This window comes from Bacillota bacterium, from assembly GCA_023511455.1.
Lineage (GTDB): Bacteria > Armatimonadota > HRBIN16 > HRBIN16 > HRBIN16 > HRBIN16.
Map to the genome: position 1 here is coordinate 22,736 of JAIMBJ010000002.1, position 19,540 is coordinate 42,275.

Annotated in this window: 14 protein-coding genes; 10 read left to right on the forward strand and 4 right to left on the reverse strand. The window is 60.8% G+C overall.

Translation table 11 applies throughout. From position 1 onward, the window contains the following. Positions 1 to 4: 4 nt before the first annotated feature. Positions 5 to 3,577 carry a hypothetical protein gene (locus K6U75_01350; protein MCL6473689.1) on the reverse strand — a complete coding sequence of 1,191 codons (3,573 nt, stop codon included), beginning with the start codon at positions 3,575 to 3,577 and terminating at the stop codon, positions 5 to 7. Between the two features lie 165 nt (positions 3,578 to 3,742). Between K6U75_01350 and K6U75_01355 the strand changes: the two genes are divergently transcribed. From K6U75_01355 to K6U75_01390, 8 genes are all read left to right on the forward strand, one after another. Next, a complete protein-coding gene (locus K6U75_01355; protein MCL6473690.1) occupies positions 3,743 to 4,282 on the forward strand; it encodes a TlpA family protein disulfide reductase in 540 nt (179 codons plus the stop codon). Between the two features lie 267 nt (positions 4,283 to 4,549). Next, positions 4,550 to 5,362 carry a 5-deoxy-glucuronate isomerase gene (gene iolB / locus K6U75_01360; GenBank protein MCL6473691.1) on the forward strand — a complete coding sequence of 271 codons (813 nt, stop codon included), beginning with the start codon at positions 4,550 to 4,552 and terminating at the stop codon, positions 5,360 to 5,362. A 16-nt stretch (positions 5,363 to 5,378) separates the two neighbouring features. Further along, positions 5,379 to 6,062 carry a PIG-L family deacetylase gene (locus K6U75_01365; GenBank protein ID MCL6473692.1) on the forward strand — a complete coding sequence of 228 codons (684 nt, stop codon included), beginning with the start codon at positions 5,379 to 5,381 and terminating at the stop codon, positions 6,060 to 6,062. Positions 6,063 to 6,074: 12 nt separating this feature from the next. Beyond that, entirely contained in the window at positions 6,075 to 6,968 is an 894-nt protein-coding gene (locus tag K6U75_01370) for a sugar phosphate isomerase/epimerase (GenBank protein MCL6473693.1), read from the forward strand. 47 nt (positions 6,969 to 7,015) lie between these two features. After that, the gene (locus tag K6U75_01375; protein ID MCL6473694.1) at positions 7,016 to 7,261 is read left to right on the forward strand and encodes a CopG family transcriptional regulator; all 246 of its coding nucleotides are present in this window, start codon (positions 7,016 to 7,018) and stop codon (positions 7,259 to 7,261) included. Continuing rightward, positions 7,258 to 7,662: a PIN domain-containing protein gene (locus tag K6U75_01380; GenBank protein MCL6473695.1), complete on the forward strand. Its 405-nt coding sequence runs from the start codon at positions 7,258 to 7,260 to the stop codon at positions 7,660 to 7,662. Before K6U75_01375 ends, K6U75_01380 begins: the two co-directional genes overlap by 4 nt. A 76-nt stretch (positions 7,663 to 7,738) precedes the next feature. Next, positions 7,739 to 9,811, forward strand: a complete 2,073-nt coding sequence (locus tag K6U75_01385) for a right-handed parallel beta-helix repeat-containing protein (protein ID MCL6473696.1) — start codon at positions 7,739 to 7,741, stop codon at positions 9,809 to 9,811. Positions 9,812 to 10,159: 348 nt separating this feature from the next. Continuing rightward, positions 10,160 to 10,810, forward strand: coding sequence for a Uma2 family endonuclease (locus K6U75_01390; protein MCL6473697.1), 651 nt, complete (start codon positions 10,160 to 10,162; stop codon positions 10,808 to 10,810). 5 nt (positions 10,811 to 10,815) lie between these two features. Here the strand turns inward: K6U75_01390 and K6U75_01395 are convergent, their stop codons facing one another. Further along, positions 10,816 to 13,530, reverse strand: coding sequence for a bifunctional YncE family protein/alkaline phosphatase family protein (locus K6U75_01395; protein MCL6473698.1), 2,715 nt, complete (start codon positions 13,528 to 13,530; stop codon positions 10,816 to 10,818). Positions 13,531 to 13,640: 110 nt separating this feature from the next. Continuing rightward, a complete protein-coding gene (locus tag K6U75_01400; GenBank protein MCL6473699.1) occupies positions 13,641 to 14,333 on the reverse strand; it encodes a glycosyltransferase family 2 protein in 693 nt (230 codons plus the stop codon). A 139-nt stretch (positions 14,334 to 14,472) separates the two neighbouring features. Here K6U75_01400 and K6U75_01405 point away from each other — a divergent pair, with 139 nt between their 5' ends. Together K6U75_01405 and K6U75_01410 are read left to right on the forward strand one after the other, a co-directional pair. Continuing rightward, complete coding sequence (locus K6U75_01405; protein ID MCL6473700.1) at positions 14,473 to 15,750, forward strand: metallophosphoesterase family protein; 1,278 nt, start codon at positions 14,473 to 14,475, stop codon at positions 15,748 to 15,750. A 159-nt stretch (positions 15,751 to 15,909) separates the two neighbouring features. Continuing rightward, on the forward strand, positions 15,910 to 16,317 hold the full coding sequence (locus K6U75_01410) for a hypothetical protein (protein ID MCL6473701.1): 408 nt from the start codon (positions 15,910 to 15,912) through the stop codon (positions 16,315 to 16,317). A gap of 130 nt (positions 16,318 to 16,447) precedes the next feature. Here the strand turns inward: K6U75_01410 and K6U75_01415 are convergent, their stop codons facing one another. Beyond that, on the reverse strand, positions 16,448 to 19,531 hold the full coding sequence (locus tag K6U75_01415) for a DUF4091 domain-containing protein (GenBank protein MCL6473702.1): 3,084 nt from the start codon (positions 19,529 to 19,531) through the stop codon (positions 16,448 to 16,450). Between the last annotated feature and the right edge of the window lie 9 nt (positions 19,532 to 19,540).

The window sequence follows — 19,540 nt, forward strand, 5'->3', positions numbered from 1 at the left end:
CTGGCTACCACCGCAGCGCCACGGTCACCTGCGCCGGAGATTGCAGGTTCTGCTCCTGCGCAAAGCGGAGGATGACCTGATTACCTTTTGTTTGTACGGAGACTTGCGCCGTTTGCCTGCCGATGCGCACGCTGGCGGACCGCAGGGTGGTACCCTCCGGTATCTGGAACACCAGCTCGCGCAACCGCAGGAAGCCATAGCGCAGGTCTATCTCCTCGCGTTGCTCGTTGGTGCTACGCTTTTGTGCGAATAGCCCCCACCCTGTTCCCGTGATGAAGAAGCTGCGGTGGTCGTTGGGCTTCCAGCGCGGGGCAAAGCCGAGTACGCCAGCGGGAGTGTCCAGAATCAGTCCCTGCGCCGCCAGCAACAGCCCGAACGAGCTCATGGCGCGGGCGTAGAACTTGCCACACTCCAGCTCGTTAAACGGGTTGCCGCCCGGTCCCGAATTGACGCCGTCGCGCCGACGCCCGTCGTATCGGCTGCGCGTGGTGTTGACCAGATGCACCGCTTCGTCGACCATCCCTTCCCATAGCATCAGTCCGGCTACCGCGTACTCGATACCTGTCCACACCTCATCGGCATAGCCGATGAAGGGGTCGGGGCGCCCACCGCGCGGCCATGTACACATCAGCAGCCCCGCTTCATTGTCCAGCAGGTAGCGGCGGGGAAACTGCAGATGTCCTATCATGTTGTATCGGAAGTTATAGCGGTAGATGGACTGCAATGCCCGACGCACCGCCTCACGCGGGTATAGATAGCCGAGCCCCAGCTGGTGCGCCCACCACTGTCCCAGCAGCTGGTCGCTGTGGCAGCCGGTGTTATAGTCGTTGGCAGCAGGCGTGCCCGGCTTTTGAATGTAATACCCGCCGTTCCACAACTGGGCGTGCTGGTTGCGCGAGCCTGCCAGCCGAATGCGCCGGTAGCGCTGCGCCGCCGACTGGTCGCCCATGCGCAGAGCCATCTGCTCCGCCGCTGCCAGCGCGCACAGGTACTGCGAACCGATGAAGGTGGTGGCTCCCGATACCGCGCAGTCATAAGTATTCCACTGTATCCCCGAAGGCACGCCGTCCTCGTCGGGGTCTATCTTGCGAATCAGCCACTCGGTCGCCAGCCTAGCGCGGCTCCATATCTTCTTCAGGAAGGCGTTGTCGGGCGCGGTGAGATGCTCCCGATAAGCCGCGCAGATGGTGGCGCACTGTCCGTCGATGAACGCCTCGTGCTGCCAGTGTTGGCGGTGGGAGGTCTCGCCATCTGGGTGCAGGAACACCAGCAGGTCGCTCTCGCGCATGTTGCGTCCGATTTCGGGGAAGAGACGTGCATGTGTCTGCGCGTAGTTCCACACGTGCGTGCAGTTCAGCGGGCAGCAGGCGTAGCTGCCTTCGTAGCCCGCGAAGTAGCCGTTGTCCGACCAGAAGCAGGTCGGGCTGCGCAGGATGACCGCCTGCGACGTGATGGCGTCCAGCATTAGCGGCGGCAGGTTGGACTGGTACATGGTCTGATGATACAGTTGCGTCCAGCCCCACAGCTGCGGCAGGTGCTGTAGCACGTACTCCGCTGCCTGTTGCCCTGTACGGAACCAGCGGTAGTACAGGTTGCCGCGTCGGCGGAACCGCTCCACGTGCGGATAGCTCCAGCCCATCACGAAATGCACCACACGCTGCTCGCCGGGTGCCAAACGCAGCGGGGCTTCGATGGCGCCGTGCTGTCCTTGCGCGGATCCGCCGGTGCGCAGTTCATCCAGCGCGCTCCAGCGGGGGAAGCGGGTGTCGGGCTGGTCGGTTTTGACGCATACGTTGCCCGCACGCGGATGCCATTCTGTCAGGTACAGGTTACCTCGCTCGCGGATGCCCAGCGCCCCAAAGAACAGCTCCTGCGTCCACGAAAGGTTCCCCTCGGGCAGCTGCCCCGCCAGCGACAACACGACCGTGCCGTTGCCGTAGCGACGCATCAGCAGCAGCGGCGTTCCATCCGACCATTGCGCCAGCACCTGCCAGTCGCCCGGCTCGAACCCCTCCAGCCGCAAACAGGAGTCAATCTCCCATTCTTCGATGTTGAGATTCGGAAACATCTGCCTGCCGAGCGCTGTCCACTCTGGTCGCTGAGAGCTCGGCGGCGATGGCATGTCGCGCATGTTGGTGGCACGCAGGGCAAGAGCCTGTCGCATCTGTGGCAGCGCAGCAATCAGGGAAAACATCGCCACGGGCGATTCATCCGCAAACACGATGTGGTCGATGTTGATATGCCCCCAGCCGCCCGCGTGGTTGTCCACTATCTGTATCTGTGCTTGCTTGCCAATCAGGTCACCCACGTCCCATTCGTAAGGCTCCAGACGCTCGGCGTTGCGTCCGGTGGCGGTGCGCGCCACCTTGCCGTCCACCAGCAGGTTGATGCACGTCTCGCCCAGATGGTTACCACCACCGATGAGAAAGCCGATGAACCGCTTCTGGATTTGGAAAGGACGCGAACTCAGCCTGCCTTTCGGAGCGTCGTTGGGCAGATAGGTGTTGACCAGCCCATTACCGACAAAGCCACTCACCGGTTGCTGCCCGGGCGACGTGCCCGAATGGGGCTTGGTGCCGAACGCCTCGCCCTCTACCGTCCAGCCCTCGTAGCTGTCTTTCTCGAAGTCTTCGAACACCTCCCACGGGGGCACCAGGTTACCCCAGAAGCTGGCGCGCGGCGAAGTAATCAGCACCACGCCTCCTGCCTGCAGCGTCTGGTACGCCTCGATGATCTGTCGCCAGTTTTCGGGCTGCTGCCACCCGCCGGGCAGTTCGCTGGGCATGGTGAGATGCCTCAGGTAATACAAGGGCGCGGGAGTCATATCCCTGCCCGTTTGCCGGTCGTAAATCGCCTGTGCGCCCGGACGGCGAAGCGGCACGGACGTCACGGAGCGCGAATAGCCGGGCGTCGCGTCCAGCGCGTTGTCTCGCTCAGCGGACTGCGGCAGCGTGAACAGCAAGGACAGGTCTACGGGACGGTTGCCACGGTTGCGCACCGTCCAGCGGAAAACCGCGCATGGGAGCGCAGAGTGGAAGGCATCTAACGGAATGAAGGGATTAAACGCCTCCAGCACCACATCCACCGGCAAGCGGCGCGTGTCGTAGTGCAGGCGAGCGATGGGATAGCCTCCCTCAAACGCGATGACCGGGATGGCAGGTACGTCCTGTTCCGATGGGGTCTGCAGCAGATACAGCTGCCCATCCAGGCGCAGGGCAAAGTGGACATGCGGCAGCGGCTCCTCCGTGTCATTATTGAATATCTGCCACACCGACAGCTTGCCCTGCCCGTCCAGCCACACTGTGCCCGTGCCGATTCCGCCGATGGGCATCAGCACGTACTCGAGGTTCGCGCCGCGGTAGGTGCGAGGAGTCTGCGTGGGATAGCCACGCGCAGTCGGTAGGGAAGACAAATTGCCTCGAGAGACCTGCCACACCTCAGGCTTTTGTTCCTCATTGGCTGCAGGAAGGTCGCGCATGAACACCGCGCCCGTCGCACCTGCCAGCATGATTTGCAGGAACTCTCGCCGGTTCAACTCCCCACCACAACGCCCGGAACAACCGCACTCTCGCCTCATCTCTTATCACCTGCCTGGAAGATGATATGGATGCAGCTCGATACCTTTCTTCGCAGGATAAAACCCTGACTCCTTCTGGCGATACAGAAGGTGCTTCGGGAACATATATCGAACCTTCTCAACGTAAGAATCCAGCGGATGATACGATTTTGATGGGGGTGAACGATGCGCCGAGCGATTGCATTCGTGCTTGGAGCAGTGACGATTGCCCTTATCTTCTACGCCTTCCAGCCCAGTGCCCCTGTTGCAGGACAGACCGCGCCCGACGTTATTTTAAGATTCACGGAGGGGGGCGAACAACGGTCTCTCTCTTCCTATCGGGGTGGCGTGCTGGTGCTGGACTTCTGGTCCACTTCGTGTGCCCCTTGCCGCGATGCCATGCCGAAGATGGAAGAGTTTCACCGTCGATACAAAGGTCAGGGTGTGACCGTCATTGGAGTAGCAGTGGACGTTGACGATTACAACCGCGTGGTTCAGCTGGCTAAAGAAGCGGGGGTCACTTACACCATCGCCGCAGACACCAGCGGCGAGGCAAAGCAGTATTACCAGCCTCGCACCTTGCCGACGCTGGTGGTGATAGACAAAGACGGTGTAATCGCCCTGCGCGTGGATGGTTACGACCCCCGCAACCGCGAGAAGCTGCTGGAAGATGCGGTGAAGCGCGCATTAGAAAAACCAGCGAAACCTATCGTGCAGCAGCAGTGAGCACGTAATGCTGGAGTATATGGCGTTGACAGGCGAAGTCTCGCTGTGCTGGCTACCGACCCCGCGCAAGCGGGGTTTTTTGGTGGACGCAAGTGCGGGTTCAGCCGCACGGGAACGCCCCATCTACCCTGATGCCTGTACGCCATGAAAAAAAACGTGCAGGAATCCTCCTCACCTGCACGAATGGAAAGAGTGGGCGGACGGTGCGCTACTCTCCGAAAAACGGAACCTGAAGGGACGACACATCCACTTGGGGAGGAAAGGCTGATGGTCAAACACGTTACCCTGCAGTATGGTTACAATTCGCTGGTGGAGCAGGGCGAGATGCAGTATATCGAACTCGGCGTCTTCAAAGGGAAAGCAGGCGATACCTTTGCCTGGAACACGGAGGACTGTGAAGCGGTGCTGGTTTTTCTTTCGGGCAGGTGTCGTCTGCGGGTCAACGGTGAGCAATACCCTGTGGTCGGCGGGCGGCGCAGCGTGTTCGAAGGCAACGCATGGAGCCTGTACGCGCCGAACGGCACGCAGGTAGAGATAGAGGTGCTGGACGAAGCGGAAGTGGCAGTGAGCAAAACGCGCGTAACCACAGATGCCATGCCCAAACTGATTCCACCCGAAGAGGTGAACGTGCGCGATGTGGGCGTATGGAACTGGCGGCGCGACGTGAAAGACATTGTGGACAAACGCACCCCTGCCGCCCGCCTGCTGGTGGGCGAGACCATCAACCCGCCTGGCAACTGGTCGAGCTGGCCCCCTCACAAGCACGATGTGCACGACCCACCCCGCGAGTGCAAGATGGAGGAGGTCTATCTCTTCAAGGTACAGCCAGGCAACAGTTTTGGGCTAGGCAGGCTGTACACAGCGGATGCTACTATCGACGAGCCGTTCGTCATCCGCGACAACACGGTGCTGCGAATCCCAAAAGGCTATCATCCCATCGCTGCCGCGCCGGGCACCCGCGTCTACTACCTGTGGGTGCTGGCAGGGGAGCAACGCGACCTGATTCCCAATGACGCGCCCGAGTTCCGCTGGCAAAAGGATACGGAGGCAGTCATTCGGGAAATGCAACGTCAACGTTAGGAAAGAGGCAGGATAAATGCTCGACCACTGGAACCGCGTGCTGGTGTTCGCTGCTCACCCTGACGACGAGATTATCGGCTGCGGAGGCACCATCGCGCGGCTTTCTGCGATGGGCAAACGGGTGTTTGTGGTTACTTTCTGCGCGGGAGAAACGGGCTACAGCACGCCGGAGATGAAAGACAAAATCGCCGAGATGCGTCGGGCGGAGGCGGAAGCCTGTAACCGCGTGCTGGGCATCACCGAACGGGTGATACTGGGCAAGCCCACGCAGGGAGTGGTGAACGACCGCGAGACCTATCAGGAATGCGTGCGTCTCATCCGTCACTACCGTCCCGATGTCATCCTCACCCACTGGAACGAGGACAAGCACCGCGACCACCGTGCCATCTCCGCCATCACCGATGAGGCACGCTGGAAGGCATACGAGAACGTGCTGGCGGATATGGGCGAGCCTTGGTATACACCGGAGCTGTACTACTATGAGGTGCTGGAGCTGTTCCCGCACCCCTCTCTGCTGATAGACATCACGGATACCTTCCGCAAAAAGCGGGATGCGATGCAGACGCAGCAGAGCCAGTTTGCGGTGTTGCCGGGCGTCATGGAGTATATCGAAGGGCTGGCGAAGGTGCGCGGGTATGCACGAGGAACCCAGTATTCGGAAGCGTTCCTGCGCTCGAACTTGCTACCGACGTTTGCGTGAGGGAGGTACGACATGAAAATCAGCTGTTGCTGGCTATACGCCATCAGTAAGTACGGCTATCCGCCCAGTCTGGAGGACACCTTCAAGGTGCTGGGCGAGATGCGCGACATGGGCTTCACCCGCGTGGAGCTGGAAGGGGTGCGCGAAGAGAACCTGATGGAGGTGTATCGCCATCGCGCTGAGCTGAAAGCGCACTGCGAGAGCCTCGGGCTGAAGGTCATCAACTTCTGCCCTGTGCTACCCGATATCGTGTCGATGGACGAGACGAAGCGCCAGAAGGCGAAAGACCTGTACCTGATTGGTATCGAGCTGGCGAACTACTTTGGCTGCGACACCATCCAGACTGACAGCTTCACCCCGCCGCTGGAGTTCGTGGGCGATGCCCCTTACAAGGAAGCCATCAAGTTCGGCAAGCAGTTCAAGGTGAAGGTAGACCCCAACTTCTGCTGGGATGACCTGTGGACGGCGATGGTGGACAGCTTCCGCTTCTGCACGGAGCGGGCGAAGGACGCCGGGCTGAAGTTCTGTCTGGAACCGCGCGTGGGCGAGCTGGTCAGCAACACCGATGCCTTCCTGCGCCTGTGGGAACACGTGGGCAGCGACAACTTCGGCATGGTGCTGGATACGGGTCACCAGAACGCGCAGAAGGAGATACTGCCCCTGTCGGTGGAGAAGCTGGGCAAGCGCATCTTCTACGTCCACGTCTCGGACAACGACGGGCGCACCAACGAACACCTTGCACTGGGCAAAGGCACTATCGACTGGGAAGGCGTGTTCACCGCCCTGCGTAAACACGGCTACGACGGGTACATCGCCATCGACATCGGCAACGTGCCCGATATCGAGAAGGCATACATCGAGTCTCGCCAGTTCCTGGAGCAGATGTCGGCACAGATGGGCTGGTAGCGTAAGAGATGCAAGCCTGCGGTATAATTCCAAAAGGGGGATGACCGATGCCATTGTATATCGAGTTGACTTCTGAACAGGAAGAGGCTCTGCGCCGCGTGGCGGAAATGAGGCAGAAGACAGTCGAGGACATCATTGCAGAATGGGTGCAGAGGCTCCTGGAAGAGTGCGTAGATACGGATTGGGAAAACCGCCGGGCACGTGCCCTGAATGCGGTAGGACGTTTTCGCTCAGGAAAACGGGACGTCTCGGAAAAGCATGACAAGTATCTGGCGGAGGCTTTTGACCGTTGAGCACTTTTGTGGACACTTCCGCGTTTTATGCGCTTATGGACGCTAATGACAACAAACACGAAGACGCAATGTCCACATGGTCTTTTCTGCTCGATGAGCCTAACAGAATGTTATCATCCAATTACGTTGTTGTGGAGACGATAGCTCTGCTTCAACACCGACTGGGGCTAGACGCGGTGCACGTCTTCGTTGAGGATATGCTTCCCGTGGTGAGGATAGCATGGGTAACAGAAGCCGACCATGCTGCTGCACTCTCGATACTTTGGGGCACCGGCAGAAGAAAGGTCAGTTTTGTAGATTGTACCAGCTTCATTGTTGCCAAGCGTCTGGAGGCACGCGAAGTCTTTGGCTATGACCCCCATTTCGAACAGTTTGGTTTTCAAAGGGTTCGAAAGCCGTAGTCTGAATCACAGCCCAAAGGATACCTCCTGGCACACCGCGAAGACTATCTGCATTAGACGCCGAAGGAGGTCAAGCGTGGTGAGGATTGTTTTTCGGTGTATGAATGCTGCGCTGTTGTTACTGATTATCTTGTCACCGGCAGGAGCCAAACCGATGAACTTTTACGTCTCCCCCAACGGCAACGATTCGTGGTCGGGCAGGCTGGCGTCACCCAACCGCACGCGCACCGATGGTCCTTTCGCTACGCTGGAGCGCGCCCGCGACGCCATCCGCGCACTCAAGAAACAGGGCGGGCTGCCGGATAGCGGCGTCACCGTCTGGCTGCGCGGCGGGACTTACACGCAACTCACGCCTTTTGAACTGACCGCCGAAGATAGCGGCACGCCCCAATCGCCCATCACCTACAGCGCGTACCGCAATGAGCAAGTACGTCTGGTGGGGGGCAAGCGCGTCACAGGCTGGCAGCCAGTGAAAGATGATGCCGTACTGCGCAGACTTCCCCCCGCAGCGCGAGGCAAAGTGCTGGTTGCCGATTTGCGGGCGCAGGGCATCACCGACTTCGGGCAGATGCTTCGACGCGGCTTTGGGTCCAGCGCAGCCGTCCCCGCTGGGCTGGAGCTGTTCTATAACGGTAAGCCGATGCCACTGGCGCGGTATCCCAACGAGGGCTGGCTGAAAATCGCCACGACCCCCGCCGGGCAACAGGGCGGATGCTTCACCTGCGATGACCCGCGCCTGCGCCGCTGGACGGAAGCAAAGGACGTCTGGGTGCATGGCTACTGGACGTGGGACTGGGCGGACAGCTATGAGCGAGTGGTATCCATCGACGCCGAGAAGGGTGAAATCGTCACTGCCGAGCCGCACGGCGTGTATGGCTATACGCCCGGCAAGCGGTTCCGCGTGCTGAACCTGCTGGAGGAGCTGGACGCGCCCGGCGAGTGGTGGCTCGACCGCGAAAACGCCCTGCTGTACTTCTACCCACCCGATGACGGCGCCAGTGAGGCGATGGTTTCGCTGACCGAGAAGCCCCTGATGACTCTGAACGGGGTTTCGCACCTTCGCATAGAACGGATGACCTTCGAGGTCTGCCGCGCCACAGGCATCGAGATGCGCGGAGGGCAGCAGAACACCATCGCTGGATGCACGTTTCGCAACATCGGCACGGTGGGCGTGGTTATCGAAGGCGGCACCGAGCACAAAGTGGTCTCCTGCGACTTCATGGATTTGGGTGATGGCGGCATACAGGTATCAGGCGGCGACCGCAACACCCTGACCCCCTGCCAGCACGAGGTGCTGAACTGCCTGTTCACCCGTTACAGCCGCTGGAGCCGCACCTACCGCCCGGCGGTGCTGGTGAACGGGGTGGGCGTCCGCGTGGCGCATTGTCTGATGTATGACGCCCCACATAATGCCATCCTGTTCGGCGGGAACGACCACCTGTTCGAGTACAATGAAGTGCATCACGTCTGCACCGAGACCGGCGACGCGGGAGCGTTCTACATCGGGCGCGATTTCACCCAGCGGGGTACCGTCATCCGCTATAACTATTTCCACGACCTCGGCAAATCGTTACAGGCGGAGACCTTCGTGGACGTGATGGCGGTGTATCTGGACGACTGCGCGTCGGGCATCACCATCTTCGGCAACGTGTTCTATAAAGCGGGACGCGCGGCGATGATTGGCGGCGGGCGCGACAACACGGTAGAGAACAACATCTTCGTGGAGTGCGAGCCGTCGGTGCATGTGGACGCGCGCGGCCTGGGCTGGGCAAGCTTCTGGTTCGACGGGCGCGACAGCACGCTGATGGACCGGCTGAAGGCGGTGCCTTACCAGCTGCCGCCATGGAGCGAACGCTACCCCGAGCTGGTGAACATCCTGAATGACGAACCCGCCGTGCCGAAGGGGAACAGAATTATCCGTAACATCAGCGTGGGCGGGCGATGGATCGACCTCTACGACAACCTGACCGACAAAATCGTCACCATCCGTGACAACATCGTCGACGGCGATGCGGGCGTAGAGGTCACGGCAAAGGGCATCCGCCTGCGCAAAGACTCGCCTGCGTTCAAACTGGGCTTCCAGTCAATCCCGCTGGAGAAGATAGGGCTGTATCGGGATGCCTACCGAAAGAGGCTACCGTCTCATTAGATGCGTCCGCAGTTGAGAGCTGAACGGCGCACGGGAACGGTATCGCGCTTTGCAGTTAGGAGTTACGCAGTTGCCGATGAACACATAGCGGGTAAGGCCTTTTCAGCGACTGCAGAGACAGTTCCCTGTCATGCTGAGCGAACGCGAAGCATCTCGTTTCTGTCACCCTGAGCGCACGCGAAGGGTCTGAGATTCTTCACTTCGTTCAGAATGACAGGTAATGTCGCTTTATACCACCAAATTTCTAACAGGTCTTTCAATTGCGTAACTCCTAGCAGTATAATAAACTGGGTTGGTCGAGAGGTTCGCGCCGTAGACCACGGGTATCTGGGAGGCAGGTGATGCGACATGGCGATACCGCAACCACTCAAAACCGAGATAGTCTATCCCGAATCGGATGGTCAGCCGATGGCGGAAAACACTAAACAGCTGGAGGTTATTGTCTACCTGTACGACAACCTGTGCGCCCTGTTCGCAGACCGCGAGGACGTGTTCGTGGCGGCGGATTTACTGTGGTATCCCGTAGAGGGACATCCTGAAATCCGCACTGCGCCCGACGTGTTTGTGGCGTTCGGTCGCCCGAAGGGGCACAGGGGCAGTTACCGGCAGTGGGAGGAGGGAGGCATTCCGCCGCAGGTGGTGTTCGAGATATTGTCTCCGGGCAACCGCTACCAGCCGCTCATGGAAAAGTTCCGCTTCTACGAGCGATACGGGGTGGAAGAGTATTACCAGTACGACCCCGATTACGGAATCCTCGAGGGCTGGCTGCGACGCAACGGCACCTTAGAGCCGATTGAGCAGATGCAGGGCTGGGTCAGCCCGCGGCTGGGCACGCGATTCAGCTTGGAAGGAAGCGAGCTGGTGCTGTATCGCCCGGACGGCGAGCGATTCATCCCCTATGTCGAACTGCGACGCCGCATGGAGCAGGCGGAACAACGCGCTCAACGCCTCGCCCAGAGGCTGCGGGAGCTCGGGTTCGACCCCGACGCGGACAGTTAGGACGCTCAGTTGCCCTGCGCGCGCTCCCACTCCTCCTGCTGGCGCATGGCTTCCTCCAGCGTATCCAGCGCGGGCGACGGCTCCAAACGGGCCTGACGGTAGTCGGGGTCGTTGGGGTCTTTCGCCTTCTCTGGATCGAAGATGCGCGCGTCTACCGGCAGGGCGCGGTACGGCGTCAAATCGGGCTCGGTGGTGAACATATCCGCCAGGTCGCTGGCTGCTGCGTCGTACAGGTTCAGGTAGGGGATGCCCAAAATCAGGTACATGGTCTTCATGATGCTGGCGATGCTGCTTTGCCGGTGTGAGATGTAGCCGCGCTTCGCCCACGGGCTGATGACCAGCAGCAGACTTCGGTGCGCATCCACGTGGTCAATCCCGCTTTGCGCATCATCCTCCGTCACGAAGATAGCCATCTCCTTCCACCACGGGCTGTGCGACAACGCCTCGACCACCCGCCCCAGCGCAAGGTCATTGTCCGCCATGTAAGACTCCAGATAGGGGTATCCCTTGTTTGGACGAGCGCCTGCGCCGTGGTCATTGGGCAGGTAGATATAGAGGAAAGGAGGCAGAGGCTCCTTACCGGAGAGATACTTTTCGCGGAACTCTTTCAGAAACTGGTCGGCACGGTACTGGTCGGGGATGTTTGTGTTGTATTCCGGGTACTCCCGACAGGTGTTCTGATACAACACCATCGGCATGGGGATGTTCACGGGCAGACGTCCGCCTGTCGGTTTGGTATCGGGGTCCTGTGCCATACCCGCAAACTCGAAGCCCTCGCCGTAGTTGCGGAAGGTAACGCCGTTGCGGTGAAGGTGTTCCCACATGGAGCCGTGTTCCAGATACTCCTCGGGGGTCAGCGACGAGTTGGACTCAAACAGTGCGAGCCGCCCGGGTGCCTTGCTTCGGCGGAATTGCGCGCCACCCCCGTAGCCCGCGGAAGTGATGGTCTCCACCCAGTGGGTGGGATACACACCCACCAGCCAGCGGTGTCCATCTGCTGAGTGGTCGCTGTCCACATAGAAATTGTCGCTAATCGCATAGCGTTGCGCCAGCGCACGGTGGTTGGGCATGACGTTCACACCCTCGTGTTCGCCCACCTTGCGGTTTACCCCGAACCGCGCCAGCGTGGGGTCGCCGTTGACGCCGGGCAGGTCACCGAACACCTCGTCGAAGGTGCGGTTCTCCTTCGCGACAAACACCACGTAGCGGATTTTATCGGATGGGATGCCGGCGACGGCAGGCACCGGATGCCCTTTGGGTCGGTTCGCTTGAACCGGCACGAAACCGTTGTTCGCAATGACCTGCTTGGTGAGGTCGCGCAGTTCGCGGTCGGTGGGCACGTCCATCAGCGACACCGTGCCCTTCATCAGCCTGCCGATGCTGCGTCCCTCCGGACCCGGCACGAAATTCGCGCCGCCATTCGGTCCCGCCCCGAAGCCTTTGGCGTTCGCCACATACAGCTTCTTGCCGTCCGGCGAGACGCACACCCGCGACGGATACCAGCAGACGGGAATATGCCCCAGCAGTTTGCCCGTGCGAGCGTCGAGTACACCCACCGCGTTGATGCCCGACTCCGCCACGTACAACCTTCTGCCATCGGGTGAGAGAGCCAGCCCAAACGGCGCAACCCCGCGCAGATGGCGCAGGAAGGCCGCTGGCGTGAGCAAGGTGCGCCATTTGCGGCGGTGCGTGCGGATGTCGTAAGCCTCCACCAGGTCGTTAGTCGAGTTGCTGACAAAGACGGTATCGCTGGATACCGCCAGAGCAGCAGGCGCGCTGCCCCCGATGGACTCGCCCACCAGCAAGCCGGTCTTTATCTTCACCACCACCTGCGGGCGGGTCGGGTCGGAAAGGTCTATCCCCCACACCGAACAGGCTTCGGGCACGTTGGGGTCGCCCAGCCCCGGAACGCGCCTGCCATCCACCACAGCGCCTTCCCGTGCCTCCCGCGACGGATAGCCGAAGGGCGGGAACAGGATGCCGCGCGGGTCGTCGCCGGGGCGCGTCTCGATCAGCGCGTACTGGAACGTACCCATGTTCGCCACGTAGGCACGCGAGCCGTCCGCCGTGAGCGCAAGGGCAAAGGGATTGCGCCCTACCTCCATCGACGCAACCGGTCGCAGGGTACGGGTATTCACCACCACCAGCCGGTAGTTCGCCAAATCCAGCACATACAACCATCTACCGTCGGGAGAGAGCGCGATGTCGGTGGTGAAAGCATCGGGATGCGCCTCGGTGCTCAGGTCTATCCGCTCCATGCGCTCTCCGGTGCTCAGCCGAAAGACGATGACACTGCCGTCGTTGCCTCCGGAGGCGTACAGACGGTCACGCGCCGGGTCCACCGCCGCACCGATAAACGTGGCGGGCAGCACCTCCTTTTCCGTGTTTACCGACGGCGGTATCTGCGACACCTGCGGGTTGTCGCTATCGGGACGACGTATCACCGTCAGGGAGAAGGGAGCCACCCCACCGTTCACCGTGACCAGCACACTGCCGTCCGCGCTGAGCGTCATGCCGTAAGGGTGTGGAGCAACGCGAATCTGCTTCCCGCGCGGGGTCAGCAGCCGCCCGTTGGGCAGGATGGTGGTGCCTTCGGGGTCAATACGTGCGGTCCGCTCGCCCGCAGGAGCCTGCAGCATGAAACGGTCTATCCGCGTGGGCGCGGCAACGAGCATACCAAACGTTCCCAGCGTGAGCAGCAGGGAGAGCATCAAACGCATATAGCTTCCACCTCGTGTAACGATTTCTGGGGAAGAGGATTCGTGCCAGCGCAGGGGCACACCTGCCCCCAATTGTTAAGTTTATGTTGAGCGAGGGCGCACGAGTCCTCTCAGAACCGCTTCCACCGCCACTTGAGCAGCGTCCAGATGGCTTCCACGCCGTCCCACCAGCGGATTTTCTTGCCCTGTAGTGTGGTGCGCGCCTCGTAGGAGATGGGCACTTCCATGATTTTGATCCCTCGGCGGATGACCTTCGCGGTCACCTCAGGACAGAACTCGAACCGCTGGCAGGTGAGCGGCACGCTCTTGAGCAGGTCGGCGCGGAAGGCTTTGTAGCAGGTGGCTTCGTCGGTCAGAGGATGCCAGTACAGCCAGCGCACCATTGCCGCCAGCAGGCGGTTGATGAGCCAGTTGGGCAGGCGCATCCCCTTCGGGCGTCTGGTGGTCAGAAAGCGCGAGCCGTACACTACCTGCGCCTTCCCCTCCGCAATCGGGGCGATGAGGCGCGGGATGTCCAGTGGGTCATACTCCAGATCGGCGTCCTGAATGATGATAATGTCGCCGGTAGCATGTGCGATGGCGGTACGAATCGCCATGCCCTTGCCCAGATTCTGCGGATGTCGCAGCACCACCACGTCGGGCTGTTGCGCCAGCAGCTGGGGTGTCTCGTCGGTGGAGCCGTCGTCCACCACGATAATCTCCTTCTGCAGCGGTACCGCGCGCACCCGGTCAATCGCCTGCACGATGGTGTCCGCCTCGTTGTATGCCGGGATGACAATGCTGATGAGCGGTTCTTCAGACACGAAAAGAGTTCACCCTCTCTGTTTGCTACCCATAGTGTGCCCCAGAGCGCAGGGTGCTGTCAAGCGTCTTGACTCTTCATCTCCTCTCAGGTAACATACTAACGCCCGAAATCCTTGCCGGAAAGGAGATGATGTCCAGATGGATTCCCTACTGCCACGAAGGGTCCTGGCATGGCTGGTGGTTCTGGTGATGACAGCCGTGCTGGGAATAAGCGTCGCTTCCAGCTTGCAACAGACGCCCTCGCCACAGACACCACCGCCGCCACCTCCTTCATGGGCACTACCGACGCCCTACCCTGACCGTATCATCCTCACCTGGTCCGACGACCCAGCAACCACGCAATCGGTCACGTGGCGTACCGACACCAGCGTCACCAAGGCGGTGGCGCAAATCGCTCCCGCAGGGGACGGTCCGAACTTCACCCAGCAGGCGAAAACCGTAGACGCCCAAACCACTCCTCTGCAAACCGACCTGGGCACAGCACATTACCATTCGGTCACCTTCCGCGACCTGAAGCCCAACACGCTCTACGCCTATCGCGTGGGCGACGGCACTTACTGGAGCGAGTGGTTCCACTTCCGCACCGCCAGCGACCGTCCGCAACCGTTTACCTTCCTCTATCTGGGAGACGCTCAAAACGACATCCGCAGCGCGTGCCTGCGCGTGGTGCGCCAGGCGTTCCTGCACTATCCCGACGTCCTCTTCGTATTGCACGCGGGCGACTTGGTGAACCGCGGAGACAGAGATATCGAGTGGGCAGAGTGGTTCGCGATGATGGGCTGGATGGGGGCGACCATCCCCAGTCTACCCACACCAGGAAACCACGACTATCCACGAGATGCCGAAGGACAGCGGAGACTGTGTGCGCACTGGCGGGCGCAGTTTACCCTCCCCGAAAACGGCATCCCCACGCTCAAAGAGACCAACTACTACGTGGATGTTCAGGGGGTGCGAATTATCTCCCTGAACTGTATGGAACAGCGGGAACAGCAGGCGAGCTGGCTGGAACGGGTGCTGGAAGACAACCCCAACCGCTGGACGATTGTCTTTACCCACTACCCCATTTTCTCCTCGGCGCAGGGACGGGATAACCCCGAGCTGCGTGCGCTGTGGAAACCCATCTTCGACAAGTATCGCGTGGACCTCGTGCTGCAAGGACACGACCATACCTACGCCCGCAGTAAGCCTCAACCCAGCGGCACGGTATATGTGAACTCGGTGACGGGACCCAAGATGTACAAGCTCAACCCGCAGCCGTGGATGCACCGTTCCGCGCAAGATACGCAGTTTTATCATCTCGTTCACGTCAACGGAAATACCCTTCGCTTCGAAGCGTATACCGCAACGGGGAAGCTTTTCGACAGGTTCGAAATTCGGAAGCGTCCGGGCAGGGTGAATCAGGTGGTTGACCGCTGAGCGCGTCGGGGGAGTTACGGAAACGGGTTGTCCAGCCGCTTGACAGCCCCTCCGCCGCCCCCTATAATGGCGCTGGTAATGTCTTTTCGGGAAGGAGGGTCGCACATGCCTCCCCAAACGTCCCAATCAATGACGGCAGACGGAAGAGAGGTGAACAAAATGAGGTGGTTTGCGTGGATGCTCTTCGCGCTGCTGTTCATCACGACCGCGTTGGCGCAGGAGCAGGTCACGGTGCAACAGTTATTGAATGACGGCAAGAAGTACGATGGCAAACAGGTGGTGCTGGTGGGCGTGGTGCGAGACCTGAAAGAGAAGGTAAGCAAGAAAGGCAACGCCTACTACACTTTCAAAATCGGCGAGGGCAAGCAAACCATCAGCGTGTTCAGCTACGGCACCGCTACGGTCAAAGAGGGCGACAGGGTGCGCGTGACGGGCAAGTTTGCCGTCGAGAAGCGCGTGGCGTACGCCACCTACCGCAACGAGATCGACGTCACGAAAGGCAAGGTAGAGGTGCTTACGCCCGCGCCCAGGAAGGGGGAGTCTGCGCGCCCGCCTGCTGGCAAGTGATACTGGTGAAGCACGAACGTGGAGGCGCAAGATAGCCCACGGTTTGAACCGTGGGCTATGCTTTTTGGGTTCAGTGGCAGGCGCCCAGCCTGTTGCTCGGCCGGGCTGGGGGGACGCGGGTGACGGCATCCTATTCTGACAGCACGTACACCTCTGCCCTCTCCGACCAACCCGCGAAGTCCTCCACCGACAGGCGTAAGGACAACCGGTCTTGACGCACGGCGTTCAGCCTCAAGGTGAATTCGCGACCTGCGGTCAACGTTTGGCGCAGGGATGGCATTTCATCCACTGAAACCACCAGCCGATGCGCCTCCGGCTTGCGCAGGGCGAAGGCAACCCGTATCTTGCCCGCGCCGTCTTTGACTATCCCCACCTGCTGCACCACCTGAATCGGGCGCGGGATGGAGTAGGTGATTGGAACGGTTACCTCGCCATCGCGCCAGCGAACCCGAAGCCTGTACTGGTGGTCGCCAGGAGTGGTGCGGGAAGGGACTTCAATCGTCGCCTCGCCCCGCGCAGGAACCGCAAAGCGCCGCCCGCCGACCTCCACATCTTCCTGCCTTTCGCTCAGGTTCAGCACGGTCAACTGCATCGGGGGGTCATCGACGTAAGAGGGAGGCGTAACGCTCTTGACCAGAATGTTGCCCTGGTGCCGCATCGCCACGCCGAATCGTTGGGTGTTGTGGAACCAGCCGAAGGTCGGCGACCATGCCCAGTGGCTCACTCCCGCTTCACCGCGCTGGTGGTGATTGCGCCCCAGATTCAGGCGCAGCAGCGGCTCGTCGGTTGCGTTCAGGTCGACATCAAACGGCAACGACTTCCAGGGGATGGCGATTTCCACCGTCCAGCCCTGGGCGTCTGTATGGGTTGCCACCGTAATCTCCGTGTTCCAGCCCACATCGAAGCCCAGCTCGTCATAGACGGTGCCGAGGGCGTTGATGATAAAGTGTGCGTAGCGTTCAGGTCTATCTGGAGAAGCGAGAAACACCTCCACGCTTTCGTCCAGCCAGATGCCGAAGGCGTCCCTCTGCCGCTGGTCTGCCACCAGACGGTCTGGGTACGGCGCAAGACACACCATGCCGATATACAACGCGTTTTCGTCGTACGCCAGCAGTCCTCGCGTCTCCATGTATGGTGGCATCGGCACACTGCTGTTACTCTCCCAAAACGGGCTGGCAATTGCCGCCACGCGCCACTGCGGCTCGTCCAGCTTGCCGTCCACTACGGGCGGCTGGCTCCAGCGTGGGACGGTTAGCACGGGCAGCTGCGCTTCTGTCACTGGATGCGATACTGGCGGTACGACCTCCACCTGCAGCGTGACCGCCTGCGGGCGTTTTGAAGGTGCCATACGCTCGCCGCGTAGCCGCTGCACCAGCCGCTCGATTTGCCCGCCTGCTATCAACCGCAGCTCCTGCAGGTTGGCATTGCTGAATCCCGCTCTGCCGACCTCGTTGAGCCACAGCACGCCCTCTTCCAGCATTTGCAGGGTGCGCTCAGCGTCCTCTGCAGCTCGCAACATCTCTTGCGCCCAGCGGGTGGACTTGCCCGAGGCTACCTTCCGCGCATAAGCGATGGTATTGCGCAGGGTACTCAGGTAGCGATAGTCGTTAATGCCCTCGCGAATGGCTTCCCACTGGATGGTGGGGATGATGCCCACAATGCTGTCAGGGTCGTTCGGGCGGGAAAGGTGCGGGTAGACGGTGCACTGGTCTTTGGGCTCCACGCTGTTCTGGCGCGAGCCGTCGAAGTCGTTGAAGGGGTCTTCGTGCGGGCGCACGAAAGTCCATGAGACCTGCCCGTCTGCCCTGGTCTTCCAGAACAGCCATCCCGTCAGGAAGCGGTTCGCGAACAGGCGTCCCTCCTGCCCCAAATAACAACCGCTGCCATACCAGTAGAATTGTTGCTGGCGCGCACGACACTGTTCGTATGCCCACTCCGCCCCCTGTTTCGAAGCCACCAGCCCGACTGCGAAGCAGGGATGGGTCATCCATTGCGCAGCTGCGTCATAGGTGCCGCGTTGGTAGAAAGTGACATACGTTTGTGCGCCGCCTTCGCGCCATGTGCGGTACTGCTCCAACGCGCGGATGGTTTCTGGTCCGGGTTCGTCCCACCCGTAGAAGAGCCAGTCGATGCCGTAGGGGCGAAGCGTTTGCACCACTGTGCGGGCAATCAGGCGCATCGCCTCGCGGACGCGCTCGTCCCACTCGCGGTTGACATCCGCCTGAATGCCCAGTTTGGCGGGAACCTGGTCCTCAATAAACGTGCCAATGGTATGTGGTCCCCGCAACCCGGCTTGCTGCATCAGCCGATGCCAGCGCAGGAGCGGTTGGGGGTCGTATTGCACCTTGCCCTCTGTCAGGGCGGACAGATCGATGTTGCCAATGGGGAGCTCGGTCAGTCCATCGATGCCGTAGCCGCTCATCCGCTGGAGCAGCGCGAGCAGTTTCTCCTCGGGCAGTCTGCCTATCCAGTAAGCATCGGCGTAGAGCAGCCAGCGTTTGTCCGCAGGTTTGTGCAAGCGGAACGAATAGACATAAACTTGCAACGGTATCTTGAACGCCGCTTTCCCCTTCGCCTGAACCACAAGGGCATAGCGATATTCGCCTGATAGGCTGGTAGGCACGTGGATGTTTATCCAGAACAGGCGGCTCTCACCCTCTGGCACATTCAACGTACGCCACTCCAGCACGCCGCCCGCCGCGGGAAACTGCGCCTGCCCGTCGCGCATCTCCAGCAGCAGCTCCGGGGTGATGTAGTAGGTTCTTCCACGCCAATCGGTGCGCTGCGCCCAGAAGTGCGCGTAATACGTCTTCACGACAGGCGTGTTCGTGGGCGGCTGCTGTGGCTCCACGCGAACCCGCACCTCCCTTAACGGCTCCAGCGCGTGGATGGCAAACCAGAGGCAGGTCGTCTCCCCCAGAGCGACGTTCGCGTGCAGTTTGGTGAGCCGCTCGGAAGGCTTCGGCTTGCTCCATGGCTTGATGTCGAACGGCTCGCCGCGGGTGAAGGGGATGAACCCGGCTGCTCGCTCCGCTGCCGATGGCGCAGGGGGTTGCCAGTTTTCCGGCTGTCGGGGAGCCTCCTGGAACGGTGCGCCCGGATCCACCCGCTCATACACGGTATCGTAGATGGTCACTGCACCGCGAACCTCCTCCTGCGCGCATGCGGCGGTGGAAACCAACATCGCGCTAACGGCGAAAATCAACCATCGCATTGGCGTTTC